We start from the raw sequence: 26,255 nt of genomic DNA on the forward strand, positions 1-26,255 counted from the left end.
TCTTCTTTGCTTTCGCATGACAGCTTTCATCCGAGCGCGCATCTTCAGCGTGTTGCTGGGTGTGTTTTTGTGTCTTGGCTGCTCCGCCTTCGCTGCGCAGCCAAATTACCTTCAGGTGTATGACGGCGTGCTGCAGGGCACCTGGTCAAAGTTTGTGTGGGATCTCGGAGGGGCGGTCAATGTGAATCTGGCGGCCTCGGCTCCCGGGCGCACTGGAAACGCCATCGAGGTGTGGCCGGCACCCGGAAACGGCTACTGGGCCTTTGGGCTGCAGGATGTGAAGCCGGGCAATGACCACCAGTGGAAGTACATGAACGAGATGAGAACCATCGAGTTCGACATTTACCTGGAGGCGGACTCCACCGGCGTGGAGGACATTTTGATCTGGCCCACGGGCAACTACAATGTGCCCAGCTCCCCGCACCTGATCGATCTCATACCCGGCTGGGCCTCCATGACGGCGGAGCAGCGCTACGGGCACTGGTTTCACATCACGGTCGATATGACGCAGTGGCAGCCGGGATTGAAAGCCTTTTCCGGGTTTCTGATCGCCAGCTGGGGCACTGGCGCACCGCACTACCGTGTGGCGGATGTGAAGCTCGGCTGGGCGGATGATGCCACAGCTCCCGTGCTGACCACGGGCACCACCGCCTATGACAGCACTGCGCACAGCCTCACGCTGAATTTCGCCACCGATGAGCCCACCGTCTGCGCCATCGAGTACGGCATTGGCAACTACAACACCCGCACCTGGTCCGACGACGCGCGCAACTGGGACAGCTTTGACCCCGGCAATCACCCCAACCTCACGCACAGCGTGGTGCTGCCATACCTCATCCCGGGCGCGACTTATCAATACAGGATCATCGCGATGGATCACCGCACTGATGCCGCCGCAGTGCCCAATCGCGTGATCTCCACCGGCAGCTACACCGTGCCAGGGCCGCCCTACACACCGCCTGCGCCGCCCTCGCTGACCTATGTATGGGCCTATCAAAATGCGCTGGTGGGGTACTGGCTGCGCTCCGCCTGGGAGCAGAATGGCCCGCTCTACACGGATCTGAACGCCACCGCACCGGGCCGCAGCGGCCATGCCATCGAGGTGCGCTTTGATCCCAGCAATCTGTATGAAGCCGTGGGCCTGGGCGAGCGGCGCGATGGCTGGGACAACCAATGGAAGTTTTTCAACGAGTTCCGCACCGTCGAGTTTGATGTGTACTTCGAGCCTGACTCGGTGGGGCAGGACGGCTTCATGGTTTACATGGATGACGCCGGACTGGCGGACAATGCGCCCTACCTCACGGACTTGATCCCCGGCTGGCTGGACATGACACCCGCGCAGAAGTTTGGGCAGTGGATTCACATCACGGTGGATCTGCAGCAGATGAAACCCAAGTGGCCCGCCTTTGCCGGATTCCTGCTCTACAACAATGCTGGCGCGGTGACCACGCACTTCCGCCTGGCTGACATCAAGGCAGGCTGGGCGCCCGACACCACGCCTCCGGCCATTACGCTCACCACCAACTCGCTCAGCTACGACTACCAGCAGTACACGCTGAACTTCATCACGGATGAATCCGCCATCACCCAGGTGGACTACGGCATCGGCAGCTACGCCAGCACCGTGCAGTGCGAGCCGAACGGCTGGGCGGGCTTTTCGCCTGCCACGAGCCCGCTCACCTCTCACGGCGCCGTGCTCACCGGGCTCACGCCAAACACGACGTATCAGTACCGCATCGTGGCCAAAGATCACCGCACGGGTACGAATGCCACTCCAAATCAGGGCGTATACACCGGCAGCTTCACCGTGCCGCCAGCGCCCACCACAGCGCCCACGCTCTCGCCCATCACGGTCACAGACATCACGGGAAACCGCGCCACTCTCTCCTGGACGGTGGAGCGGCCATCCACGGCGGTGGTCACGTATCAAAAGACAGGCGGGCAGGTGGTCACGCGCACGCTCAGCACCTTTCAGAGCAGCCAGAGCATCGTGCTGGATCTCATCGAGCCGCTCACGGCTTACACCGTTTCCGTCGCGGTCACAGACTCCTTCCACTTCACCACCACGGCCAGCACCAGTTTCACCACCACGGCCGCTGCCGCACCCACGGTCACCATCACGGCCGACACCGCGCACACGCTGCCCATTTCCAAATGGATCTATGGCATCAATGACGGCCCCGGCTTTGATCCGCAGGGAAACTGGAACCGACTGCTGCAGCGCTCCTATGTGCCGCGCAATCTCACCTTTGGCCGCTATGGCGGCAACCGCTGGACCGCCTACAACTGGGAGAATAACGCCTCCAATGCGGGCTTCGACTACTATTACGAGAGCGACGACTACCTCGGCGGCGGCACCGTGCCGGCAGAGGCGGTGCGGGATCCCCTGGCAGACCTGCGCTCTCACGGCATGGCCACCCTCATCACCGTGCCCATGCTTGGCTATGTGTCGGCAGACAAAAGCGGCCCGGTGGATCTGAATGATCCCAACCACCTCGCCGCTCGCTTCAAACAGCTCGTCTATCGCAAGGGCTCCGCCTTCACCGCCACGCCCTCCACCACGGATGACTATGTGTATGCGGATGAGTTTGTGTGGGCGCTGCGCAATCTCTTCTCCGGGGACATCTACGGCGACTCCCAGCTCCCCACCTACATCAGCCTCGACAACGAGCCCGACCTCTGGCCCAGCACCCATGCGGAGATCACCCGCACCGCGATCAATTCAGACACCTTCATCCAGAAGACCATCGACCTCAGCAGCGCCATCAAGGACGTGGCGCCCAACTCCGTGATCTTCGGCCCGGTGAACTATGGATTCCTCGGCATGTACAACTGGCAGATCGAGCCCGGATTCCCGAACACGATGTGGTTCACCGACAAGTTTCTGCTCGCACTCAAAGCCGCCTCGCAGACAGCGGGGCGCAGGCTGGTGGACGTCTATGACATGCACTGGTATGTGGACGCCGTGGTGCCCGGCACCAGCAAGGGCATCGGCAGCCTGCGCGGTGCCACGCTGAGCAATGCGGAGATCGACGCCATCGTGCAGAATCCGCGCAGCCTGTGGGACACGACCTATCAAGAAGACTCCTGGATCACCAACGGTGTGCTGGGAGGGCCCATCGCCATCCTGAACCGCATCCAGGCGAAAATTGACGCCGACTGGCCCGGCACCAAGCTGGCGGTGACGGAATACAACACCTCCGGCGACAACCACATCGCGGGCACCCTCGCTCAGTGCGACTACCTCGGCATCTTCGGTCAGAAGGGCATCTTTGCCGCCAACTTCTGGCCCATGAGCCCCAGCTATCCCTTCCTGCTGGCGGGCTTCAAAATGTACCGCGACTACGACGGCAACCTCGGCTCTTTCGGCGACATCTGCGTGCCCACGACCTCCAGCGACACCTCCAAGGTCTCCTCCTACATCAGCAAAGACAGCACCAATCCCAACCGCCATGTCATTGTGGCCATCAACCGCTCCTTCACCAGCCAGGACGTGGCATTCGCTGGTATTGCGGCCTCCGGCACCGCCAGAGTCTATCGCCTGCAGGGCACCTCCACCACGCCTGTCTTTGTGGGCGAGGTGCCGGCGGATCTTTCAAACTGGGTGGTCACACTCCCCGCGCTCAGCGTCTCCACCATCGAGATCACCGCCCCAGCGCTCTCTCCCATCGAGACCTGGCGGCTGGCCAAATTTGGCAGCAGTGCCAACAGCGGCAGCGGTGCAGACATGGCCATGCCTGCGCATGATGGCATCCCCAACCTGATGAAATATGCGCTGAACCTGGAGCCCTTCACGCCATCCAGGCATCCCATCACCACGGATATGAGTGCAGGCTGCCTGCGCCTCACCGTGACGCGCAATCCTGCGGCCACAGACGTCACCTATACGGTGGAGATCACCACCGACCTGAGCAATCCCGACAGCTGGACCACCGTGGGCACCACCGTGGAGCTGAACAACAGCACCACGCTGCAGGTGCGTGACAGCCAGCCCATCGGCACCGGCGGGCAGCGCCGCTTCATGCGCGTCAAGGTCACGCGGCCTTAGACCTGTCCTCGAAGAACCGCCGCGCACGTGGCGTACCTTCAGCCTGCCTATGCGGGGGGCCAGGTGCCCGGCCGTATCTCATCCACCACTCACCCGCCCGCTTCATGCTCCTGCGCTCCTGCCTTGCTCTCGCATCTGCCTCGGCACTTCTGGGCCTGCATGCTCATGCCGAGATCCCCCAGCCCGCCGATGCCCCGCAGCCGCTCTCGCCGCAGGAAAGCGCGCGCGCCTTTGTGGTGCCGGAGGGCATGCAGATACGCCTGCTGGCCGCAGAGCCCCTCATCCACGAGCCCTCCGGCATCTGCTGGGACGAGCGCGGCCGTGTCTTTGTCTGCGAGCTGCACGGCTACAATGTGGAGGGGCAGATCGACATTGATGAGCTCAACAAATCCGGCCAGCTCGACACCACGGTGCGCCGCATCGCCGCCTCAGAAAGTGCCAAGACCAAGGCTGAAGCGGAAACCTACGGAACCGTGAAGCTCCTGCGCGATACCGATGGCGATGGTGTCATGGACAAAGCCACCGTCTGGGCAGACCGCCTTCCGCCTTGCTATGGACTCACCGCAGCCAATGGCGGCCTCATCGTCGCCTGCGCCCCGCATATCGTCTTTCTCAAAGACACCGATGGCGATGACCTGCCTGACGTGAACGAGCGCCTCTTCACCGGCTTTGGCACGGGCATGCTGGAGCGCGGCATCAATGCGCCCACGCATGGCCCCGATGGCTGGATCTACTTTGGCAGGGGCTGGCCCGGCAGCGGTGCCATCACCGGCCCGCATCTCAAAGAGCCGGTGAAGCTCCCCGGCACTCACTTTCGCATCCGCGCCGATGGCAGCGCCATCGAGCCCGTGGGCGGCAGCACCCGCACCATCGGCACCACCTTCACGGCAGGTGGAGACCGCTTTGTCACCACCACCACCTCGCCGGGGCTCTTGGTCACGCCCCTTGAGTGGCGCTACCTCACGCGCAATCCGGACGATGTCGCCCCGCCGCTGGATGCACCTGCCACCACCGAGACGCGCGTCTTCCCCATCGCTCCGGTGCATCCCTGGCGCACCAAGCGCGAGCAGCACGCCGAGTACTTTGCTTTCTACAAAAAGATCAGCCTCAGCGATGCCGCCGCCTCCGGCTACTTCACCTCCGCCTGCAGCCCGCTCGTTTATCAGCACGATGCCCTTCCTGGTCTAAACGGCCACTATCTGGTATGCGAGCCCGCCGCCAGCCTCATTCACCGCAGCGAGATCGTGCGCGATGGCACCGCCCTCCGCCTCCAGCGTGTGAAAGGGGAGGAGCAGCGCGAGTTCCTCGCCTCACGCGATTCATGGTTCCACCCCGTCAGTCTCACGCAGACACCGCAGGGCGGCATCGCCATCTGCGACTTCTACCGCGAGATCATCGAGGACTACTCCGCCATCCCGCGTCATCTCCAGCAGCAGTACGGAGTCACGCATGGGCAGGATCGCGGCCGCATCTGGCTGCTGCTGCCGCAGGATGAGTCCCGGCTGCAACGCCCGGCCCCGCCGCCCACTGCCACCGAGGCCCGAGCCCTCGCGCTGCGAACTGCGGATGCCGATCACTTTCAATCCCACTCCGAGCTGGAGAAAGAGCTGCTCGCCATGGATTTCGAAGACGCCTCTGCACCGCCCCAGCTCGTGCTGCAGGCCACGCTGAGTCTCGGCCAGAGCCGGTCACCACAGGTCTTCGACTGCCTGCGCCGCATCGCCCGCACGCACGGCACACGCCTGCAGTGGATCGACTGCGCCATCACCAGCGCACTCTACAAGCGCGAGCGGGAAATGCTCCTCGCCCTGGCGCGAGATCCCGGTGCCTCCGCTCCGGTCATGGCGCGGCTCGCCTCGGTCATCGCCGCGCGTGGAGATGTGGCGGAGATTCAGTCCTGCCTCAAAGAAGCCGCGCTCATCACCGGCCAGCCACGCCAGATTCTCACCCTCGGGCTGGAGGATGCCCAGCCCCTTGCCAAAGGCGCAGCCGTTCCGGAAGTCCCGCCGCCAGCACCGCCCACCGCAGAGCAGACCGCCGCGTGGGAGTCGCGCATGCCCGCCATCCTCGCCGCGCTCCAGGACAAGCCCGACCTCGCCGCTGGCCGTACGCTTTTCACCGGCGTATGCGCCTCCTGCCATCGCAGCCACGGCATCGGCACCAGTGTGGGCCCGGATCTCGATGCCGAGTTTCAGCGCGCGCCGGAGACCATCGTGCGGGACGTCGTTTTCCCCGCCGAAGCCGCGCGCCCCGGCTTTGAGACGACTTTCATCAAGACCCGCCGTGGCGAAAGCCTCCTCGGCATCACGGCTTCAGACGGGCCCGGCAGCCTCACCCTCCGCCTGCCCGGTGGCGCCGAGCGCACCGTGCTCAAAAAGCACGCCACCATCCGCACCCTGCGCAACACCTCCCTCATGCCCTCCGGCCTCTCTGAAGCCCTCACACCACGCCAGCTTGCCGACATCATCGCCTTTCTGCGTTCTCGGTGAGGCAGGGTCGCTCAGCATGAGAGCCCATGCCTGAAACAAGAGCTAGATTTTAACAGGCTGGCGTGATGGTTCCGCCACACTCCCGCCGTACTTCAGCCATGGATCGTCTGCCTCATGAGAGAAACCGGCCAGCCAGGAAGCGGGTGCACGCAGGTGCGCTCCCGCTCCTCCTGGGCTGCTGCCTTGCCACCACGCTGCCCGCCGCAGAGGCCATGCCGCAGGCGCAGCAGGCCGAAGATGATGGTGCCATCCCGCGTGCGGTGCACATGGAGGACTTTGACGCCCTCGTGACCAATTCCCCCTTCACCCGCTCCCTTGGTGTCTCGGATTCGCTCATCCTCACCGGAGTCGCGCAGTTTGAGCAGGATGTGTACGCCACGCTGCTCGACACGAAGACCTTCGAATCCCACATCGTCTCCCGTGCGCCCAACTACCTGGGCTGGCAGCTCGTCGGTGTGGGCGGCCGCAGCGAGGAGATGCAGACCTGGTCCGCCAAAATTCAAGTGCCCGGTGGCGAAGTCATCTCTGTGCGCTACCAGAAGCCCCCGCCCCGGCCCGCGAAGTCAAAGGCAGGCAGCAGCTCGGGTGGCGGCAGCGCTCCGGCTATCAGCTCCGCTCAGATGAACGAGGCCAAATCCGCCGCCGTGAACTACAAGGAAGGCTTCTCCTCCGACGGCTACCCCAAGGCCCCGCCGCCCGAAATGGTCGCCAAGCTCTCCCGCCTCAGCACCTCCCAGCGCGAGGACATCAACCGCCAGATGTTCAACTACCGCAACCAAGGCCTCGGCCTGGATGAGCGCCGCAAGATTTATGAGGGGCTGGTGGAGAAGTCACTGCAGAGGCGGTAGCGGGGCAGGACTCGGTTGCATGTCGGAAGCCAGAGGTTAACTTTGCTAACCATGAGCACCAAAGAGCAAACCCTGTCCTTGCTGGCCGAGCTGCCAGAGGATTCGTTGGCCTGGCGCGAACTGCATGATGACGCCCGGCTGCTGCGGGATATTGCCGCTGCGGAAGAGGATGTGCGGAACGGACGTGAACGCCCGCTGGCCGCAGCCAGGGAACTGCTGGAACAAAAATGGCGACACAAAGCTGCAAACGGCTTTGATCAGCTGGATCAGGGGGATTCCGTTGAGTTGGATCGTGACGCTTTCATGAACCATTTCCGCAGTCGCAGGCAGGTTGCATGACCTTGTGACTGGCTCACGCCTGAATGATCGTCATCAGATCGGCTAGGGCGATTTCGAGGGCCTCGCCTTCTTCACCAGAGAGGCAGCCCGAGGTGGCATCGATCATTTGAGCGCGGCGTACCCGACGTTCTGCAATCATGGCATGGATGTACTCGGCCGTTTCCTTCAACTGGTCGGCTGGCATGCGCCGCAGTTCATCAATGAACGGTGATGAAGTCGTCATGGCTCAAGATTACGCGCTTTGTCCGGACTTGTCGAAGTGCTTCAAGGCGCATGGCCAGGAGCTTGGTTGAGTGGTCGTTGCAGCAGCGGTGAGCCCCCGTCACTTCCCCAGCGCTTTCGCCGCCGCGTTTTGAAACGCTTCGCGCACCGGGCTGGCATCGCTGTTGGGGAAGTTGGCGCGTTGCACGATCAGGACGTAGATGACTTCCTTCTTTGGGTCGATCCAGGCCTGCGTGCCCCAGGCGCCGCCGTGGCCGAAGGTGCCGGGAGAGAGCATGGCGGCCAGGCCTTCATGCGGCGCCTTCAGCACGCAGGTGCCGATGCCCCAGCCGTAGTTTTTGCCGTGGCTGCCAAACTCGGGCTTCTGGAAGAAGCCGCAGGGCAGATCGCCCGTGTGCGCGGACGAGAGAATCTTCACCGCCTCGGGGCTCAGGATGCGTTTGCCTTCCAGCGTGCCGCCATTCAGCAGCATCTGGCAGAAGCGGGTGTAATCTTTCGCACAGGAATACAGGCCGCCATTGCCCTGCGGCGGGCGGCCGCGTTTGCCGAAGTCGGCGCGTGGCTGCACGGCTTCCAGCTTGCCGGTTTCCTTGTTCTTCGCGTAGCCGGTGGCAACGGTGCTCCACTGCGCATCCGTGGGGTAAAAGGTGGTGTTCTTCATGCCCAGCGGATCAAACAGGCGCTCCTGCAAAAACTCGTCGAACGTCATCCCGCTGATCACCTCCACGATGCGTGATGCGGCGTTGATGCCGGACTGGCAGTACTGCCATTTTTGACCGGGCTCAAACTGCATCGGCGTCGCCAGCCAGATGGGCACCAGATCGGCCAGCGTGTGTGCTTCCTGTGCCTTCGCACCGCCCGCCTCTCCGAGGCCCGAGGTATGCGTCAGAATCTGTGTGATGGTGAGATTCGCCGGCTTGCCCGAAGGCGTCTTCAGCGCGGCAAACTCCGGCAGATACTTCGCCACCGGGTCCGCGATGTTCAGCTTCCCCTCATCCTGCAGCATCATGATCGCCGTGCCCGTGATCGGCTTCGTCATCGAGGCGATCCAGCCCATCGAGTCCACGCTCATGACCTTCTGCTTCTCGATGTCCGCCATGCCGTTCGCTTCCAGATGCACTACCCCATCCTTCTTCGCCACCACCGTCACCGCCCCAGCCACCTCACCCTTGGCGATCATCTCCTGCATCGCCTCGCCAATACCGGGAAGCTTGGGTGTGTCTGCGAAGGTGATAGACGATAGGAGGAAAGGAAGGAGGAGGGGGCGCATGGTGGTGGGCTGTTAAACGGAGCTATTACACTTTTGTTGCTCCGCGTTTCTACCCTGTTCCGACTTTCCCAGGGCGAGAACATCAGCTGCCAGATGTTCAACCACCACAAACCAAAGCCATAACTTCTTCTGCCGCTTTTAGCAATCCATAGCAGTCCGCGCGACCAGTATGATCCTCATGAAGCGGAAGATTCTTTTTCGTGAAGGTTGGGAGGGCAATCTTTTGGGAAATGCCAGACCCTTAGACCTTCATTTCTTGCCGCATGTGCCAAACCTTCATCCGCTGTCACCAGCACTGTTTTACAGTCTTGGGCACCATGCCTGCGCCTCCCATTTAAAATTGTATAGATCTGCAAGACATCGGAATAGTCGATTTTATGTTTTTTCACCATCTGACCTAGTTCGTAAATCAGGTGTCTATCGTGAGGCTTGAATTCCGCATCAATTTGGATGAGCCCTTCGCTCAAAAAACCTTCCAGCTTAGCGATCGCAAAAGTATAGGCATTGTCGTCCAATTCACCTCGGTTCCATTTTCGCTTTAGAGCACTCAATATCTCGTATAAAGCAAACTCAGTGATGTAGCATATGGCCGTAGTGTTGCCGACTATGTAATCCGTGATGGTCTCGCTTCCTTTCTCTTTGCAAAAGATTTTAATGGCAACCGATGCATCCAAATAGTGAGATACTATGTAGCTCATAAGAAATCGCGAATGTTGTGCAGTGGATAATGTTTGGTAGAGGATAATCCCTACCCAAACAACACCATCTGCCCCTTGTCCTCATCACTCACCACCTTCTTCCTCGTCTTCGCGGGAACGCTGGTGGCGACTGGGACTTCTTTGACGCTCTCCGCTGGCTGATGGCCGGCTTCGAGTTGTTGTAGCACCTCCTTGGCGCGGTCGATGACGTTCTCGGGCAATCCCGCGAGTCTGGCGACCTGGATGCCGTAGCTCTTTTCGGCGGAGCCGGGGAGGATCTTGTGGAGGAAGATGATCTGGTGGTTCCACTCCTTGACGGCCACGTTGTAGTTCTTCACGGCGCTGCGGCTTTGGGCCAGGGCGGTGATCTCGTGGTAGTGGGTGGCGAAGAGGGTGCGGGCGCCCACCTTGTCATGCAGGTGCTCGGCCACGCTCCAGGCGATGCTGAGGCCGTCGAAGGTGGAGGTGCCGCGTCCGATCTCGTCGAGGATGACGAGGCTGCGCTCGGTGGCGTTGTTGAGGATGAGCGCGGTCTCGTTCATCTCCACCATGAAGGTGCTCTGCCCGCGCGCGATGTCGTCGCTGGCACCGATGCGCGTAAAGATGCGGTCCACCAAGCCCACCTCGGCGCTGTGCACCGGCAGGTAGCTGCCGATTTGCGCCATGAGCGTGAGCAGCGCGGTCATGCGCAGGTAGGTGCTCTTACCGGCCATGTTCGGCCCGGTGATGAGGATGAGGCGGCTCTCCTCGGGCTCGAGCGTGATGTCATTCGGCACGAAGCGCTCGCCGCTGGTGAGGTTCTGGTCCAGCACCGGGTGGCGGCCCTCACGGATGAAGAGGTTGCGCGTCTCGTTGAGGACGGGGCGGGTGTAGTTGAAAAGGCGCGCGGTTTCCGCCAGCGATCCCAGCGCATCCAGAATGGCGATGGTCTCGGCGGTTTCCTGAATCTGCGCCAGGTGCTCCAGCACACGGCCGCGCAGCGCCAGGAACTCCTCGTACTCCAGCGCCTTGCTGCGCTCCTCGCTGCCGAGGATCTTGTCCTCCATGCGCTTGAGCTCGTCGGTGATGTAGCGCTCGCCATTCACCGTCGTCTGCTTGCGGTGGTAGTCCGGCGGCACGCTGCCCACGTTCGCCTTGGTGATCTCGATGAAGTAGCCGAAGACAGCGTTGTATTTGATCTTGAGGCTCTTGATGCCGGTGCGTTCGATCTCGCGGTTTTGCAGGTCGGCGATCCACTGGCGGCCGAGGGTGGAGGCATTGCGCAGCTCATCCAGCGCAGGCAGCCAGCCCTCGCGGAAGACGCCGCCTTCCTTGATCTGCATGGGCGGCTCATCCGCAATGGCGCGTTGAATTTCCTGGGAGATGGCGGTGAGATCGTGCAGTCTTTCCAGCAGGAGGTTGAAGCCGGGGCTGCCAAAGGTCTCCAGCGCCGTGCGCAGGGCGGGCACGACTTCCAGTGAAGAGGCCAGCATGAGGAGATCGCGCCCATTGCCGCTGCCCTGGCTGAGGCGGGAGCTGGTGCGCTCGAGGTCGCGCACTTCTTTGAGCAGGGTGCGGATCTGGCTGAAGATCACGGCCTCATCCAGCAGCGCGGCGATCATGTCCTGCCGCTGCGTCAGGGTATCGAGATCCCGCAGCGGATGCAGCACCCAGTGGCGGAGCTTGCGTGCGCCCATGGGCGTGCAGGTGCGGTCCAGTGCGCTGAGGAGCGTGTGCGAGCTGCCACCGCGTGCCGTGACAAGCTCCAGATGGCTCTGGCTGGCGGCATCGATCAGCACCACATCGCTGGTCTGCGCATGGCGCATGCGCTGGATGTGCTCCACGCTGCGGCGCAGCTGAAACTGCAGATACTGCAGGATGCAACCCGCCGCGCTGATGGCGGCGCTGAGGCCCTGGCAGCCGAAGCCGTCGAGAGACTGCACCTTGAAATGCTGCGTGAGGCTGTGCTGTGCCTGATCCAAGAGGAAAAGATAACCTTCCACGGATTGCGCGCAGGCCGGGCTGCCGAGAGCGTCGATGAGTTCACGCTGGTCCTCGCTGTAGAGCAGCTCGCTGGCCTGCAGGCGCTCCAGCTCATCCACGAGCTCCGCCGTGTCCTTGAACTCCGCCACCTCAAACTCGCCCGTGGTGTGGTCCACATAGGCGAGACCGAGTTTTTTCCCATCTCGAAACACCGCCGCGAGGTAGTTCGCGCGATTGGAGTCGAGCAGGTTGAGGTCGTTGATGGTGCCTGCGCTGAGGATCTGCGAGACGGCGCGCTCCACGATCTTTCCGGGCACCGGGTCGGTGGTCTGCTCGGCGATGGCCACGCGCTTGCCCGCTTTGATGAGCTTGGCGATGTAGCCCTGGGAGGAATGATGCGGCACGCCGCACATGGGCACGCCGTTGCGCTTCGTCAGCGCCACATTGAGCAGCGGGGAGGCGGTCTTGGCGTCTTCAAAGAAGAGCTCGTAAAAGTCCCCCAGGCGGAAGAAAAGCAGCACATCCTCCGGCAGCTCGCGCCGGATGGCGAGGTACTGCTTCATCATGGGAGTGGTGCTGGCGTCAGACATGGGCGGTGGCTAGGAGTCGAGAGGTTGGACGGGAGGTCAAGATGGAGCAATGACGAATGATGATTTCAGCAGGACGAAAGGCCGTGGCGACGTTTGATGGGGCATGACCACCCGCCGCCGATTTCTCCAAGGCTGCAGCGCTGCTGCCCTGCCTGCCTCCCTTTTGCCAGCCGCGCAGGCTGCGCGCCCGTTTTCCTTCATCCTCCTGGGGGATCTGCACTACGACAGCCTTTCTCATCATGACCTGAAATGGCTGGACGAGCATCACGCAGGCGATCTGAGCCAGATCCAAAACTACTCCCGCCTCACCACCGAGACGATGCCGGGCCTGTTTGCTGCGGTGAAGCAGCGCATCGCCGCGCTGAAGGACAGCGCCGCACCGCCTGCCTTTGTGCTGCAGGTGGGAGATCTGGTGGAGGGCCTGTGCGGCAGTGCGGAGCTCTCTGTGCGGCAAAACCGCGAGGCGCTGGCCTTTGTGGCGCAGCAGCAGCTCGGCGTGCCGTTTGTCTTCACCAAAGGAAACCACGATGTGACTGGCGACGGCGCGGTCGAGGCCTTCGATGAAGTGCTGCGCCCGTTCATGGAACAGGAGACGCACAAGGTGGACACCGCCGCCGCACGCACCCAGGCCAGCCACACGATGACCTGCGGCGAGGCGCAGTTCGCCTTCTTTGATGCGTATGACAAAACCAGCCTGGAATGGCTGGAGGCCGTGGCAGCCCGGCGCACGGCACGGCATTTCTTTGTGATCATCCATCCGCCCGTGGTGCCGTATGGCGCGCGTGCCTCATGGCATCTCTATGCCGGGGAAAAGCTCAAGGCGCAGCGCGAGAAACTGCTGGAGCTGCTGGGCCGCCAGGAGGCCATGGTGCTGGGTGGTCACTTGCACAAATACAGCGCGCTCACCCGCATGGCCGGTGGCCATAGCTTCACGCAGCTCGCCGTCAGCAGCGTGGTGTCCGCCTTGAACCAAAAGCCGAAGGATGTGCTGCATGGCATGGACTCCTACACCGGAGATCAGGTGAACCTGGAGCCCAAGCACGCACCCGATACCGCACAGGCACGCCGGGACATCTATGCCGCCGAGCGCAAGGTCGTGACTGCCTTTGATTACGCAGACACAGCGGGCTATGCCGTCGTCACCGTGAATGGCGCGCAGGTGGAGGCAGCCGTGCATGCAGGCACGCAGGCCGAGGCCTTTCAGACGCTGAAGATTTCTGTGTGAGGAAGTGTGTGCTTGATCCACCGCCGCATGCTTGCCAACATTGAAACACCATGACTCAACCACAACGCGAAGCCCTTTTCGACCTGCTCACTCTCTCCATCTACGCGGACGCCCACATCTCGCTGACCGAGGAGCGCCTGCTGGAGTCCGCCTTCATCGCCGAAGGCTGGGACTCCGAGTACCCCAAAAGCCTCTTCATCGACGAATCCTTTGCCCGTGCCCGTGAGATGGCCGAGAGCGACGACTCGATATTTGATTACATCAATGAACGCGCCCAGGTCTTCACCACCAAGACCGCACAAAAGGAAGTGCTCGGCGTGGTGAAAGGCATCCTCAAGAGCGACGGCGAGACACCCGAGGAAAACGAATTCTACAGCCTCCTGGTCCAGGCGCTGCCGAAGGCCAAGTAGTCTTGCTGAGCATTCCTCAAAGCTGAATGAGCAAGCCCGGCGGCCAGCACCGCTGGGCTTTTTTGTACCTCAGAAGATAGCCGGCGGCTCATGCCTGCTGCGGCACACTCAAATCCAAGTCCCAGTGCGGCGGGTAGGTGGTCTTCGGAAAGACCTGCCTGGCCTCCTTCAGCATCTCCAGCCAGTCGGCACGCGGGTAGCGGTCAGACAAATGGAAGAGCACCAGTTCCTCGACCCGCGCCCTCTCTGCCAGAGTCGCTGCGAGCACGGTGGTCATGTGAAAGTTTCTCCTGGCCAGCTCGATGTCCGCGTGGCGGTACTGCCCTTCGCAGACCATCACCCGGCAGCCTTGCAAAGCATCGGTCAGGCGCTCCATCGCTGGTTCATCCAGCAGGAAATCGGTCAGATAGGCAATCGAGTCCCCGGGCGTCTCGACGATCAACCGCTCTCGCAGCTCATTCATTGAGTGCATCACGCCGTCGATGTCCACCATGTCGGTGCTGCCCGATGCCTCCTTCAGCTGCTTCAGCCAAGGTCCCGGCTTCAGGCCCAATGGCGACAGCCGGGAGGTGTCCACATTCCGCCGTGCCTTCTCACGGACGATGTAGGCCAGCGTCGGGGTCCGATGGTCCATCGTGATGGCCTCCACCACGCACCCTTCTCCCTCCCACAGCTTCCGCACATACGGCTGCGCCCCTTCATCATGGGCGGTTGCAAAGGCCTCGCGCAGCTCAAATCGCGCCGTGTGAATCTCCTGCGGATGCACGTCAGAGACCCGCCAGGTCGCCGCCATCTCCTCATGCAGGTTCCACAGGAATCCTTGGAAGCGGTGTTGCAGGATGCGCATGGTTCCCGGCGGCCCCCAGATCCGGTTGGGTTTCGCCTGCCGGTTGAAGGTGCTGCGAAAGAACGCATCAAATCCCCCCACATGATCCATGTGCAGGTGCGAAAAGAAGAGCTGGTCAATGGCCTGGATCTCGGCAAACGGCAGGTCAGAAAGGCACGCGTCGCCACAGTCGAACAAAAGGCGTTCGACCGCCTGACCGCTGTCCACCTGCACCAGCAGGGCGTTGTCGCTGCCAGCAGTGCCCAGAATACGAAACGAAAGGCTCATCGGCTCCTGCTACCGGCTGCGTGCCGCACGTCAAGCAGCAGGCGCAGCTCTACTTCAGCACCGGCTCACCCAGGTGCTTCTTGAAAAACGCCGTGGCGATGTCCACCGTCTCGGCGCACCAGGGGTCGCTCATCCAAAAGGGATGCGGCGCTTCCTTGAGGGTGTGCACAGCAGTCTCAATGCCCAGGGCCTTGAGCTTTTCCATCATCTCGGCACGGCCGATTTTCAGCGTGTCTTTTTCACCCTCGATGTAGATCGTCGGCGGCACGCCGGCGCGCACGTGGTTGATGGGGGAGGCCTGCTTGTAGATTTCCGGTTTCTCCATGGCATTGCCGCCAAAGAAGAGGATCGCGCTCTCGTTCTTCTGAAAGTAGTTCGAGTCCACCAGGTTCTGCGTGGCCGCCATGACGATGCAGGCCTTCACCGCGCTGGATTGTTCCTTGAAGGGCCCCTCGCCTTCAAACTCCGCCAGCCCGGTGGTCATCGCTGTCAGGCCGGAGAGATGCCCGCCGGCTGAGCCGCCCATGCAGCCGATGCGCTCGGGGTCGATCTTCAGCTCCGCTGCGTGTGCGCGCAGGCAGCGCAGGGCGGCCTTGCAGTCATGCAGTGCGGCCGGGTATTTCGCTTCGGTGGAGAGTCGGTAGCTCACCAGCGCGGTGACAAAGCCCCGCTGCGCCAGGCGCTCCATCATCGGCTTGTCAGCCTCCACCTGGCGTGCCTTCCAGCCGCCGCCATGGATGTCCAGGATGCAGGGCCACGTGCCCTGGGCGTCCGGCACATACACGTACAGCTCCACGGTGTGCTCCGGGTGCTTTGCCACTTCCAGCGTCTTCAGCGTATAGCCCGCAGGTGTCTGCGGTTTCAGGGCTTTCCACTTGGGGCCGTTGCGGTTCGGCTTGGCTGCGGGTTTGGGAGCAGGCTGCGCATCAGCCGCATGAAGGACGCCGGTCGCAAGACCAAGGGCAAGGCAGAGGAAAAGACGAAGATGCACGGGCGTGGATAAACGCCCCCAGCGCGTCCGGTCCTTGCGTTAATTCTTTTCTTTCGGCACCAGGCCCAGGTCCTTGGGGCGGTCTGAGGCCTTGCGCATGGCCTTCTTCTTCGGCGGCGGAGCGGTGGGGTCAAAGAATTCGCCGCCCACGACTTGCGCGCCTGTCTGGGTCATCACCATGGAGGGGCGGTTGCCATCCGTATCACGGTAGTAGTTGCGCTTGCTGATCTTGCCATCCGGGTTCACCACCGCGTGGCAGAAAATATGTGGCTGCGCCAGGAAGAGGATGTGCAGCTTGTTGTGCACGTCGATGCTGATCTGCGGCTGCACCGCCATCATGGCAGGCCCCAGCAGGGAGGTGCCCAGGTAGGCGCCGGTGCGGTCGTCCGTGAGGCGGAAGTAAAGCTGCAGATCATCCAGCTCGCGGAAGAGGATCACCTGGTAGCGGCGCTGCCTTCCCGCGCCGGGAAAGCCCTGCGGCACGCCAAAGGGCTGGTCAAACATGTTCGGCTTGGAGTCGGTGATGGTCATGCGGGCGCGGTTGGACGCGTAATACTGCCCGCTGATCGGGTGCAGCACATTGGCCACGATCCCAAAGGTGCCGAGGCTGGAGGTGGAGTAGCCGCCGGAGATCTCCACCTTGTGCTTCGTCGTGCCGCCAGCCTTCATGGTGATCGCTGTTTCCGAGCCGATGGTGACGGGCGAGAGCATGCGGCCGTCGCTGTCGCTGATCTCAAACTGCAGCCAGTCACGGGAGCCATGGCCGCCCACAATGACATCAGCGCCGGAGCGGTTGGTGATCGTGACCTCCGCCACCACAGGCTCTCCGGTGAGAAACTGGTTTTTCAACAGCGTAAGGTTGGTGACATACTGCGCACGCGCCTGGGCGCAGCACAGGCAGAGGATCAGCAGGAGCAGATGGCGGTTCATAAACTTCATGGGTTGGATTTGGCTGGATCGGTGCTGGAGGCGATGCGGAAGCCGCGTGCTAGAGTAGCTTCGTTTGCGGATTCTGGAAAGCGTCTGTCTGTCAGGAGCTGGTCGTTGCTCTTGAGGCCAAAGTGGCCGCCACGTACGACGGGCACTTTGATGTCCACATAGTCAGGGTGCGCGGGCCACTCGCCGGACTGGGTTTCGCTGGCGGTCCACTCGCTTACGTTGCCGGCCATGTCGCACACGCCGTAGGGGCTGACATCCTGCGTCACGCGGGTGATGGGGGCCCAGAGATTGTAGCCGTCGGTCCTGCCGCCCTTGCCTTTCGGGGATGCGTCATAGTCATCCCCCAGATTGGCGGCCTTGGCATTGGGCTTGTTGCCCCAGGGGAAGATGTAGCCGTGCTCACCACGCGCCGCCTTCTCCCATTCCTGCTCGGTCGGCAGCCGTCTGCCGCTCCATTTGGCAAAGGCGTACGCATCCCACCAGTCCACCTGGAAGACCGGCGTGTTCAGAGTGATGCTTTCGCCATTGAAAGTGGTGCCTGCTTTGGCGGCCGTGTAGTACTGCCCCCACTTGGCAGGTTCATGGCTTGTCTTGGTCTTGGGCTGCAGCGGGTGGTCGTAGCCTCCCTTGCCGGCGGTTTTCAGCGCCTTCAGGAAGTCCGCATACTGGCCGATCGTCACCTCATGCTTGCTGATCCAGAATTCCGGAAGTTTCACCTTCTCGTTCTTCTGATAGACAAAGGTCCCGGCAGGGATGTGCACCATCTCGACGGGCAGCACCGAGGCATTGGCGCCGCCGGCAGAGTTCTTGCCGTTCATCAGCGCGCCCAGCGCCGCCACCACCACGAGGATGAAGAAGATCGCCAGCCACACCCACCACGGCTTGGTGCCATGCACGTCCACGGGCAGCGTTTCCGCCTCGATCTTGCGCACGATGCTGCGCTCTCGCATGTCGTCGCGCAGGTCGTCCAGCGCATTCAGCAGGCCGTTCCAGTCATGATGCGCGTCCGCCAGGGACTGCAGCAGGCCGCGCGCCTTGCCCTCGGCGGTCACGGGGCGTATGAGCTCGAGAAAGGCCTTCACATCAGCCTGCGGGTCACGCTTGGTGGCTGCGGGAGGTCGGAAGAAATTGACGATGCTGGCCTGATGGTCGGCATCCACATAGATGTCCTTCGATGAAATGCTGCGGTGGTGGTAGCCGCGCTCCGTGGCAAACTGCATGGCCTCCGCCACGCCAAAGAGCACTTCAGTCAGGCGGCGCTCGCTGAGCATCTCGTCCGTCAGCTCGATCTCCGCCAGGCTGCGGCCGCGCGGCAGTTCGCGCGTGTAGAAGAGCCAGCCGTTGGCCTCGCCCGCCTCATAAAGAGGCGCGATGCGCGGATGCGTGAGCGATGCCTTCACGCGTTCGCGCTCCTTGAACTTCGCCACCACCTCCGGCTGCTTCAGATACTCCGGCTTCAGCAGCACCAGCGCCACCGGCCGCTGCACCGTGATCTGCAGTGCGCGGTACGTTTCCGCTTCCTTCTCGATGTACAGTCGCTCCAGCACCTGGTAGTTTCCCAGCACGGTGCCCGGGGCCATCACCGGCGGCGGTTCATTGGTCTCCTCCTGCAGCGTGAGCAGATCTCGCACCCGGCTCAGCAGCTTCTCGGGCGTGTAGGGCGCGTCCTTCAGCACCAGGCCGTCGTCGATCTGTTCCTCAAATCCGGTCAGGTCATAGCGGGTGGTGAAGAGCACACGCGTCTGCGGGAAGCGCGCGCGCACCTTGTCCCTCAGCGTAAAGCCGCTCTCCTGCGTGGGAAAGATGGCCTCCGTCACCAGGATGGCCAGGGAGTCAGCCTTGGCCACCCAGGCGGCTGCCTGGGCTGGGCTGGGAAAATCCACTACCGTATAGCCGGGGAGATTATCCCTCAGCCACGCGGCTCGTGTGCCGCGCAGTGCGGCATTGGAATCGACAAACAAAAGAATCATGCAGGCGCGTTGGTGGCGATCATTTTCCCATCAGCGGGAGCAGCGGATTGGCACCGCCGGGCGCGGCGCCCGGGGTGGATCCGTACTCCAGGAGATCGCGGGGCTCGGAGGCCACATCCTGGAGCTTGTTGTTGTAGTAGAGCCGGAGCATGTACCCGTAGTAGGTGCGGCGTCCATGCTGCTGGATCTCGGCGGCGGACAGTGCTGGCAGATGGTAAACGACATCCAGCACCTCCTCGCCCGTGCCCTGCCAGTCCACCGGGGCGGACTGCCAGGCTTCGACCGGCTCTGGCGCGATGGTCTGCGCCACTTTCTCGTTGTTCACGCGGTCAAAGAAAAACACCTCCAGGTTCATCTCCTGGCTGTTGATGGGGCGGTTGCCAGCACGCACGATGGGCACCCGCAGCACGTAGCGCTCGCCGGAGCTCACGCTGAAATCCCGCGCCACCTGGCAGGCGCCGAGGCGCAGAAACTTCTCGCTCTCAGGCGCGCCGCTGGCAGACCCTGAGCCCAGCCTGCGGGAGGCCAGCTCAAAGAAGCTGCCCGCCTTGGTGGCCCCCAGCAGCTGGATGCGCCGCCACGCATCCGTGGCCTTCGCGGTGATTCCCATCTGCTCGTAGGTCTGCGCCATCTCGGCAATGATCGCCGGGTGGTCAGGATTCACCTCGTCGGCACGGCGCAGCAGCTCCAGTGCGCCCTGCATGTCGCTCATGCCACGGATTTCCTTGGCCGAGCTGATCACGAAATTCACATCGCGTAGCAGACCGGCATTCGGGTCAGGTTTGTTGCTCGGCTTGGCTGCGGCCAGAGCTGCAGGGTCCTGCCCTGAAAGCGACTTGATCGGTGGGACTGTGGCCGGAAAGCCTGGAGGCACACCGGCTGCGGTGGGGGCGGCGGGCGCAGGGGCTGGCGTTGCTGCCATGGGGGTCGTTGGTACGGGTGCCGGAGTGGCAGCCATGGGGGTCGCCGGGGCAGGAGCCGGCGTTGCAGCCATCGGCACAGCGGTGGGTGCAGCCGGGCGTGCGGAGGTCACCGCAGCAGGCGGTGCCTTGGGCATGCCGGGGGTGGCCTTGGGTACGACAGGGGGCGGCATCACGGCAGGTGCCGGAGCAGCAGTCACGGGAGACACGGGCGGAAGCTGAGCCGGAGTGGCTGGGGCGGCAGGTGCCTGCGATACCACGCCCGGCCGTGTAAAGGAGCCGATCGGAGGCGGTCCGCTGGAGACAGGTGCCGTCGGCACCGCCACCAGAGATCCGGGCAGGGGAGGGGCGCTCGCCACAGGAGGCAGCGCTATCTGGCCCACCTCCGGCACCACGCTGGGCACCGTCTTTGGCACGGAAATCACCGGCGTCGGGCTCGCAACAGGCGCGCTCTTGGGCGCCGCGTCTGAGCTCAGAAGCTTCAGCGCGATGACCGTCTGCACCGTGGCCAGCACGCACAGCGTTCCCCACGCGACCATGGAAGAGCGGTCACGTTCGGAAGTCAGGATGGTGGAAGGAGGAGTCACGAGTTGCTGAAAAAGACACGCATGGTACGATTTAGGCCTCCTAGTGTCAATGCTGCAGGGTTCTTCGTTCAAAATGCCGGAAGGGCACTCCCTTCCGATGTTTTCTCATGCCATTGAAACGTCACCGCACTACCGCCTGTGCGAATTTTCCTCCACCCCTGCCGAAATAGCGGCACAACTGTGTCAGCGGGAGGGCTTCATCTGGATGGATTCCTCCCTCGTCACCCCGGGGGCCATTTCCCTGCTCACAGCAGAGCCCGTGGCGGTGCTGCAGGGCCACATCGACCAGGACTGGGAACTCGTGCGCAGCGCCCTGCGCACCCCACGCGCATCGGCTGGCGGCCTATACGGCTGGGTGGGCTACGACGGCCACTTTGTTCTCGGCATCTATCCGCATGGCCTCGTGTATCGGCATGACACCGGCCTCTGGTACGAATTTGGCGACTTTAAGCTCCAAAACGCGCCCACGGCAGCGCAGGCACTCCTGCCCGCATCCTCCGCCCCGCCCCTGCATTTCCAGCCCCAGGTCACCAGCGCAGACTTCATTCACATGGTCCAGCGTGCGCAGGACTACATCACCGCCGGAGACATCTACCAGGTCAATCTCTCCTACCCCTGGCGCGCGCAGTGGCCGCAGGAGGCCGATGCCCTGGCCCTCTATCTCAAACTCCGCGCCATCTCCCCCGCACCACACGCCGCCTTCATGCGGCTCGCTGGCACCACCGTCCTCTCTGCCTCCCCCGAGCTCTTCCTCCGCATGCAGGGCTCCCGCATCGCCACCCGTCCCATCAAAGGCACCCGTCCACGCTTCACCACCGACCCCGCCCGCGACACCGCCGCCGTGCGCGAGCTGACCTCCTCGGTGAAGGAACGCGCCGAGCTGCTCATGATCACTGATCTTGAGCGCAACGACCTCGGCCAGGTCTGCGAATTTGGCAGCGTCTCCGTCCCCGAGCTCTGGCGGGTGGAAAGCTACGCCCAAGTCTTCCACCTCGTCTCCACCGTCACCGGCACTCTGCGCCCGCACGTGGATCATGTCGATGCCTTCCGCGCCTGCTTCCCCGGCGGCAGCATCACCGGCGCACCGAAAAAGCGTGCCAGCGAAATCATCGCCGAGCTCGAACCCCACGCCCGCGGCCTCTACACCGGCGCCATCGGCTGGTTCGGCTTTGATGGTCGCAGCCAGTGGAACATCGCCATCCGCACCGCCGTCCAAAAAGACCACCACATCACCTTCCACGTCGGCTCCGGCATCGTCGCCGACTCCGTGCCGCAGCACGAATACGAAGAAACCCTCCACAAAGCAGCGGGGATTCTGGCAGCGGCAGGGTAGGGACGCAAAGCTTGCGATCGACCGCAATAAGTGGCAGAGTTAATCGCATGACCGCGACATTGACCATCGATGAAACCGGGCAGATCAATCTGCCGGAATCCCTCCGTCGCGTCTTCGGTGCGCAGCCAGGCCTGCGCCTGCGCGCAGAGGTCACCAAAGATCGCATCGAAATTGTGAAGGATGTTCCAGTGGTCACCGAAACCATGCGTTCAGCCAGTGGGCGGCCCACCGGCGACGGTGTTCCTGTGGTGACGGCGGGGGAGCTTAAAGATGGTGTTCTCCTGTTGCCCAAGCTTGGCATCAAAATGGATGCTGGTGCCGCTGTTCGTGCTGATCGTGATGAACATGCAGTCCGTGCGTTGCGCCGATGAGTATCTTGCTGGATAGTTCGGTTCTGATCGCCGCACTTGCACCCGACGAAGACAGGCATGAAGAGTGTCTTGCGCTGCTGATGAAAGGTGACTGTGTGATTTGTGCACATGCCCTGTTGGAGACATTTTCCACGCTCACCGGAGGCAAGCTTGGCATGAAGGTCGATGCGGACGTTGTAGCACAACTTCTCAGCCTGACAGTCATACCGCGTGTTCATCTTGTCGAATTGAGTGCGGAAGATATCCTGAAAGCGCTAAGGGTGGCGAGAAAACACGGCGTGCGTGGCGGAGCTGTTTATGATTATGTTCATCTTGTGGCGGCAAGGAAAGCCGAGGTCACGGAACTTTACACCGTAAACCTCACCGACTTCCAAGCTCTCCGCCGACAAGGCGATCCCGAGATCCGACGTCCCTGATCATCTTTCTGTCCCTAGCTCCTCACCACATCTTCTCCAACGGGGCTGCGAAGGGTTGCCGAAAAAATGTCGGACATACGTCCCCGAACTCTGGCGTGTCGAAAGCTTCGCCCAGGTCTTCCACCTCGTCTCCACCGTCACCGGCACCCTCCGCCCCCACATCGACCACGTCGATGCCTTCCGCGCCTGCTTCCCCGGCGGCAGCATCACCGGCGCTCCCAAAAAGCGTGCCAGCGAAATCATCGCCGAGCTCGAACCCCACGCCCGCGGCCTTTACACCGGCGCCATCGGCTGGTTCGGCTTCGACGGCCGCAGCCAGTGGAACATCGCCATCCGCACCGCCGTCCAAAAAGACAACCATATCACCTTCCACGTCGGCTCCGGCATCGTCGCAGACTCTGTTCCGCAGCATGAGTACGAGGAGACACTGCACAAGGCGGCGGGAATACTCGCTGCGGCAGGCTAGCACTCCCGCGAACGCGCCAGCGTTTTGATTTGGAGTGCGGTCGCGCAGATGCAAGGCGCAAGCCTGCATCGTAGCTACCGCTTTCGCGGGGTGCAGCACGTTCGTCGTCCTGAGCCCGCTCTGCGAATGCCAGGTGCCCGGCATGAATGCCCTCGCCTCGTTCTTGTCTCCAGCACGCACATGCGCCCCATTCGCGTCAGTCTGCTGCGCAAGACTCCATAGTTGCGGCTCAAGGCTTGCATCGGCTAATCCATGCCACCCTTGCTATTCGGAGCTTAAAAATTACCGAAATGAGGAAGCGAGCGTTTGAGCCTCATCATCGGTTTCAGTCACATAGCCAGCAACGGGCCACACCGCAGATTCCTCGTTGAAAATTGTCTTTGTATCGAACGCTTCAGGCACTGATCCGGAGCAAGCAATCTGCAAAAACATCAGAGCAGCGTGGAGATAAGCTTCTCTCGATCCGATCAGAACAGACTCAGAATAACTGGATTCCGCTTCTAGGCGCAATTCATCATGCTGAGAAAGGCGCGGCCTGATCTGCTCCTCAAGTTGTTGAATGATGTTATGTAAATCGGCTTTCTCCATTTGCCCATCTACTCGTTGTTTTTCCCCACTGGTCGAGAGTTTCCCCTCATTTTCTGGCATTGCCCGTGCAGATTTGTCAGTCCTCTAGGATGAATGGGGGCCGGGTGCAAAAAACGAGGATGGAGTCAGCGCGCAAATAATTCACCAATTCCATGAGGCTTTCACATGAAGATTAAAGCTCATTACTTCTCGCCAACCTGAACATCCCTCCGCACCTTCAGCCGCCCCAGCCGGTGCTCCCCAATCAGCCACACCTGCACTTTCCCTGGCTTCTTCAGCAGCCCCGCCGGAATGCTCACACTCCCGGCACGACGCTCCTCCTCGCTTAAAACGATGGGATGCCGCCCATAGCTGTCCTCCTCATTAAAAAGGTAAACCGCCGCGATCGGAATGTTCTCGCCCTTGAACTGCACGCGCCATTCCTTGGCCAGCGAAACGCTTCCCTCCGGCAGCTGCAACTCGAGATCACACACCGCAAATTCACAGGCGGAACTCGCCGAACCATCCGGCCGCAGCACATGCGCCGTGTAGTCGCCGCAGTCCTTGAAGGTCCGCTCCACCACGCCAGGTCCACTCACGGGCACCTCCTCCACCACCTTGCCATCACGCCGGATGACCAGCGCCTTTACCCCCAGGCCGTCACGATCCATCACGTTGATTTTCACCGGCTTCCCCTTCTGATACGGAACCCAGTCCCCGAGATCGAGCAGCAGCGTGCGGTTGATCTCCGGGCGTGTGGCATCCAGTTTGTAATTCGGGAACTGCAGCGACTCAGCGCGATTCCCGCCTCGCCACGCATCCAGATCGGTCACGCGGAAAAGCAGCTTGTTTCGGTGCTTCAGATGAGCCTCAAAAGCCTCCGGACTGCGATCCGTCGTCTTCGTCGTCATGGGGCGACTCTCCTCCACCCGTACCGAAGTCACGCGGCCCTGGGCATCCTTCGTCACCGCCGTCACCAGCTCCACATGCGACCCATCTCTCTCGGTGGTATGCGGTGTGTAAATCACATCGCCCACCTGCGCGGCCTGCGCCGTCTGCGGTTGCACCCGTTCCACGCCCTTGCTCACACCCGGCCCATGTCGGCGGCTCACCTCGGGGATCGCACATTGCAGCGCATAGCTGGTGAAGGACGAGCACACCGTCCCATAAAAGCTCGCCGCATTCGCCGTCTTGCCCGCCAGACTTTGAGTATAAAGAACACTCAGCGGGTTTTCGACCGCCGCCAGAAACGTCCGCAGATTGATGTCAAAGCCGATGTAGCGCCCATCCGCCTTCACACTGGAGTAGGGCACTCCCGTGTATTCCTTTCCCTTCTCAAAAAACCCGCCGTTCCGCTCCGGCATCGTCCCCGCCACCGGCGTCCATCTCACCTGCGAAAGAAGATGCGCATGCTCCGCCGCCGATGCCTGCCAGGAAGCTGCCGGGGCTGTCGCGGAAGGTTTCGACACGTCTTCGGCCCGCGCGGCGCAGAGAACGAGTGAAGCTGCGGCAAAAAGGCAAAGCTGAAACGGTGGCGCAAACATAAGGCGGAGCGGATGGCGATCTAGAAAACAGCGACCAAGCTTCAAACTATCGCACTCCCGTATGGAAAGACGATTTCAGAAGTCATCTCTGCGGTCTTCTAATCTCTTGCGTTGCTAAATCAGTGCTTCTCCAAGCGTTCCTCTCACCCTCATGACCCGCCTCACCTTCCTCGCCCTCGCTCTCTTCAGTCTCGTCGCCCCGCTCCTCCACGCCGCAGACTCTCCGGTGTATGAACTCCGCATCTACACCTGCAACGAAGGCAAGCTTGATGCCCTCCTCGCCCGCTTCCGCGACCACACCTGCAAGCTCTTCGAAAAGCATGGCATGAAAAACATCGGCTACTGGGTGCCGGTGGATGAGGAAAACGGCTCCAAGACCACCCTCATCTACGTGTTGGAGCACAAAAGCCGTGATGCCGCCAAGGAGAGCTTCAAAGCCTTTGGCGCAGACCCCGAATGGCAGGCGGCACGGAAGGCCAGCGAGGAAGGCGGCAAGATCCTGGCCAAGGCACCGGAGTCCATCTTCATGACCCCCACGGACTACTCCCCGCCGGTGGCCATCACCAAAGCCGGCAAGCCGCGTGTCTTTGAAATGCGCACCTACACCTGCAACGACGGCAAGCTCGACGCGCTCAATGCCCGCTTCCGCGACCATACCTGCAAGCTCTTCGAGAAGCACGGCATGACCAACCTCGCCTACTGGACGCCCACCGATGCCGACAAGGGCGCTGGCAAAAAGCTCATCTACATCCTGGCCCACGACAGCAAGGAGGCCGGCCTGGCTTCCTTCACCGCCTTCCGCGCCGACCCCGATTGGGTCAAGGCCAAGGCCGCCAGCGAAGCCGCCAACGGCGGCTCCCTGACCATCATGCCGCAGTCCGAAGGCGTGAAGAGCGTCTATATGAAGGCCACGGATTTCTCGCCGATTCAGTAAGT

General features: G+C 62.1%; 22 protein-coding genes. 11 read left to right on the plus strand and 11 right to left on the minus strand.

The features are described 5' to 3' along the window. The first annotated feature begins 16 nt into the window (after positions 1–16). From HNQ65_RS10960 to HNQ65_RS10975, 4 genes are all read left to right on the plus strand, one after another. A complete protein-coding gene (locus HNQ65_RS10960; RefSeq protein WP_184339570.1) occupies positions 17–4,048 on the plus strand; it encodes a glycoside hydrolase family 44 protein in 4,032 nt (1,343 codons plus the stop codon). Positions 4,049–4,152: 104 nt separating this feature from the next. After that, positions 4,153–6,537, plus strand: coding sequence for a PVC-type heme-binding CxxCH protein (locus HNQ65_RS10965; RefSeq protein WP_184339571.1), 2,385 nt, complete (start codon positions 4,153–4,155; stop codon positions 6,535–6,537). Between the two features lie 98 nt (positions 6,538–6,635). Continuing rightward, the gene (locus HNQ65_RS10970) at positions 6,636–7,385 is read left to right on the plus strand and encodes a hypothetical protein (protein ID WP_184339572.1); all 750 of its coding nucleotides are present in this window, start codon (positions 6,636–6,638) and stop codon (positions 7,383–7,385) included. A 51-nt stretch (positions 7,386–7,436) separates the two neighbouring features. Beyond that, complete coding sequence (locus tag HNQ65_RS10975; RefSeq protein WP_184339573.1) at positions 7,437–7,724, plus strand: hypothetical protein; 288 nt, start codon at positions 7,437–7,439, stop codon at positions 7,722–7,724. Positions 7,725–7,737: 13 nt separating this feature from the next. On the opposite strand, the gene HNQ65_RS10980 is transcribed toward HNQ65_RS10975, so the two are convergent. The 4 genes from HNQ65_RS10980 to mutS form a co-directional block, all read right to left on the minus strand. Further along, the gene (locus tag HNQ65_RS10980; protein ID WP_184339574.1) at positions 7,738–7,947 is read right to left on the minus strand and encodes a hypothetical protein; all 210 of its coding nucleotides are present in this window, start codon (positions 7,945–7,947) and stop codon (positions 7,738–7,740) included. Positions 7,948–8,046: 99 nt separating this feature from the next. Next, on the minus strand, positions 8,047–9,216 hold the full coding sequence (locus HNQ65_RS10985; protein WP_184339575.1) for a serine hydrolase domain-containing protein: 1,170 nt from the start codon (positions 9,214–9,216) through the stop codon (positions 8,047–8,049). Positions 9,217–9,392: 176 nt separating this feature from the next. Then, positions 9,393–9,914 carry a type II toxin-antitoxin system VapC family toxin gene (locus tag HNQ65_RS10990; RefSeq protein ID WP_184339576.1) on the minus strand — a complete coding sequence of 174 codons (522 nt, stop codon included), beginning with the start codon at positions 9,912–9,914 and terminating at the stop codon, positions 9,393–9,395. Between the two features lie 50 nt (positions 9,915–9,964). Next, entirely contained in the window at positions 9,965–12,466 is a 2,502-nt protein-coding gene (gene mutS / locus HNQ65_RS10995; RefSeq protein WP_246438110.1) for a DNA mismatch repair protein MutS, read from the minus strand. A 103-nt stretch (positions 12,467–12,569) separates the two neighbouring features. On the opposite strand from mutS, the gene HNQ65_RS11000 reads away from it, so the two are divergent. Next, complete coding sequence (locus HNQ65_RS11000; RefSeq protein ID WP_184339577.1) at positions 12,570–13,691, plus strand: metallophosphoesterase family protein; 1,122 nt, start codon at positions 12,570–12,572, stop codon at positions 13,689–13,691. A 50-nt stretch (positions 13,692–13,741) separates the two neighbouring features. Next, positions 13,742–14,101: a hypothetical protein gene (locus tag HNQ65_RS11005; RefSeq protein WP_184339578.1), complete on the plus strand. Its 360-nt coding sequence runs from the start codon at positions 13,742–13,744 to the stop codon at positions 14,099–14,101. An 88-nt stretch (positions 14,102–14,189) separates the two neighbouring features. Here the strand turns inward: HNQ65_RS11005 and HNQ65_RS11010 are convergent, their stop codons facing one another. From HNQ65_RS11010 to HNQ65_RS11030, 5 genes are read right to left on the minus strand one after another with little or no spacing between them, the layout of a single operon-like run. Next, positions 14,190–15,215 carry an MBL fold metallo-hydrolase gene (locus HNQ65_RS11010; RefSeq protein WP_184339579.1) on the minus strand — a complete coding sequence of 342 codons (1,026 nt, stop codon included), beginning with the start codon at positions 15,213–15,215 and terminating at the stop codon, positions 14,190–14,192. A 49-nt stretch (positions 15,216–15,264) separates the two neighbouring features. Continuing rightward, on the minus strand, positions 15,265–16,206 hold the full coding sequence (locus HNQ65_RS11015) for an alpha/beta hydrolase fold domain-containing protein (RefSeq protein WP_184339580.1): 942 nt from the start codon (positions 16,204–16,206) through the stop codon (positions 15,265–15,267). 39 nt (positions 16,207–16,245) lie between these two features. Further along, positions 16,246–17,136, minus strand: a complete 891-nt coding sequence (locus HNQ65_RS11020) for a hypothetical protein (protein ID WP_184339581.1) — start codon at positions 17,134–17,136, stop codon at positions 16,246–16,248. Between the two features lie 5 nt (positions 17,137–17,141). After that, positions 17,142–19,115 (minus strand): SUMF1/EgtB/PvdO family nonheme iron enzyme, encoded by a 1,974-nt coding sequence (locus HNQ65_RS11025; RefSeq protein ID WP_184339582.1) that lies wholly within the window; start codon positions 19,113–19,115, stop codon positions 17,142–17,144. 19 nt (positions 19,116–19,134) lie between these two features. After that, positions 19,135–20,622: a tetratricopeptide repeat protein gene (locus HNQ65_RS11030; RefSeq protein WP_184339583.1), complete on the minus strand. Its 1,488-nt coding sequence runs from the start codon at positions 20,620–20,622 to the stop codon at positions 19,135–19,137. A 97-nt stretch (positions 20,623–20,719) separates the two neighbouring features. On the opposite strand from HNQ65_RS11030, the gene pabB reads away from it, so the two are divergent. From pabB to HNQ65_RS11050, 4 genes are read left to right on the plus strand one after another with little or no spacing between them, the layout of a single operon-like run. Beyond that, entirely contained in the window at positions 20,720–21,955 is a 1,236-nt protein-coding gene (pabB, locus tag HNQ65_RS11035) for an aminodeoxychorismate synthase component I (RefSeq protein WP_246438122.1), read from the plus strand. Positions 21,956–22,002: 47 nt separating this feature from the next. Further along, positions 22,003–22,326: an AbrB/MazE/SpoVT family DNA-binding domain-containing protein gene (locus HNQ65_RS11040; protein WP_184339585.1), complete on the plus strand. Its 324-nt coding sequence runs from the start codon at positions 22,003–22,005 to the stop codon at positions 22,324–22,326. Beyond that, positions 22,323–22,742, plus strand: a complete 420-nt coding sequence (locus tag HNQ65_RS11045) for a type II toxin-antitoxin system VapC family toxin (protein ID WP_184339586.1) — start codon at positions 22,323–22,325, stop codon at positions 22,740–22,742. The genes HNQ65_RS11040 and HNQ65_RS11045 overlap by 4 nt, the downstream gene beginning before the upstream one ends. A gap of 55 nt (positions 22,743–22,797) precedes the next feature. Continuing rightward, a complete protein-coding gene (locus HNQ65_RS11050) occupies positions 22,798–23,208 on the plus strand; it encodes a chorismate-binding protein (RefSeq protein ID WP_221306126.1) in 411 nt (136 codons plus the stop codon). A 282-nt stretch (positions 23,209–23,490) separates the two neighbouring features. On the opposite strand, the gene HNQ65_RS11055 is transcribed toward HNQ65_RS11050, so the two are convergent. Next, positions 23,491–23,856 (minus strand): hypothetical protein, encoded by a 366-nt coding sequence (locus HNQ65_RS11055; RefSeq protein ID WP_184339587.1) that lies wholly within the window; start codon positions 23,854–23,856, stop codon positions 23,491–23,493. A gap of 122 nt (positions 23,857–23,978) precedes the next feature. After that, positions 23,979–25,319, minus strand: coding sequence for a hypothetical protein (locus tag HNQ65_RS11060; RefSeq protein WP_221306127.1), 1,341 nt, complete (start codon positions 25,317–25,319; stop codon positions 23,979–23,981). A gap of 151 nt (positions 25,320–25,470) precedes the next feature. On the opposite strand from HNQ65_RS11060, the gene HNQ65_RS11065 reads away from it, so the two are divergent. Then, complete coding sequence (locus tag HNQ65_RS11065; RefSeq protein ID WP_184339588.1) at positions 25,471–26,253, plus strand: NIPSNAP family protein; 783 nt, start codon at positions 25,471–25,473, stop codon at positions 26,251–26,253. The last annotated feature ends 2 nt before the right edge of the window (positions 26,254–26,255 follow it).

This window comes from Prosthecobacter vanneervenii, from assembly GCF_014203095.1.
GTDB classification, from domain to species: domain Bacteria; phylum Verrucomicrobiota; class Verrucomicrobiia; order Verrucomicrobiales; family Verrucomicrobiaceae; genus Prosthecobacter; species Prosthecobacter vanneervenii.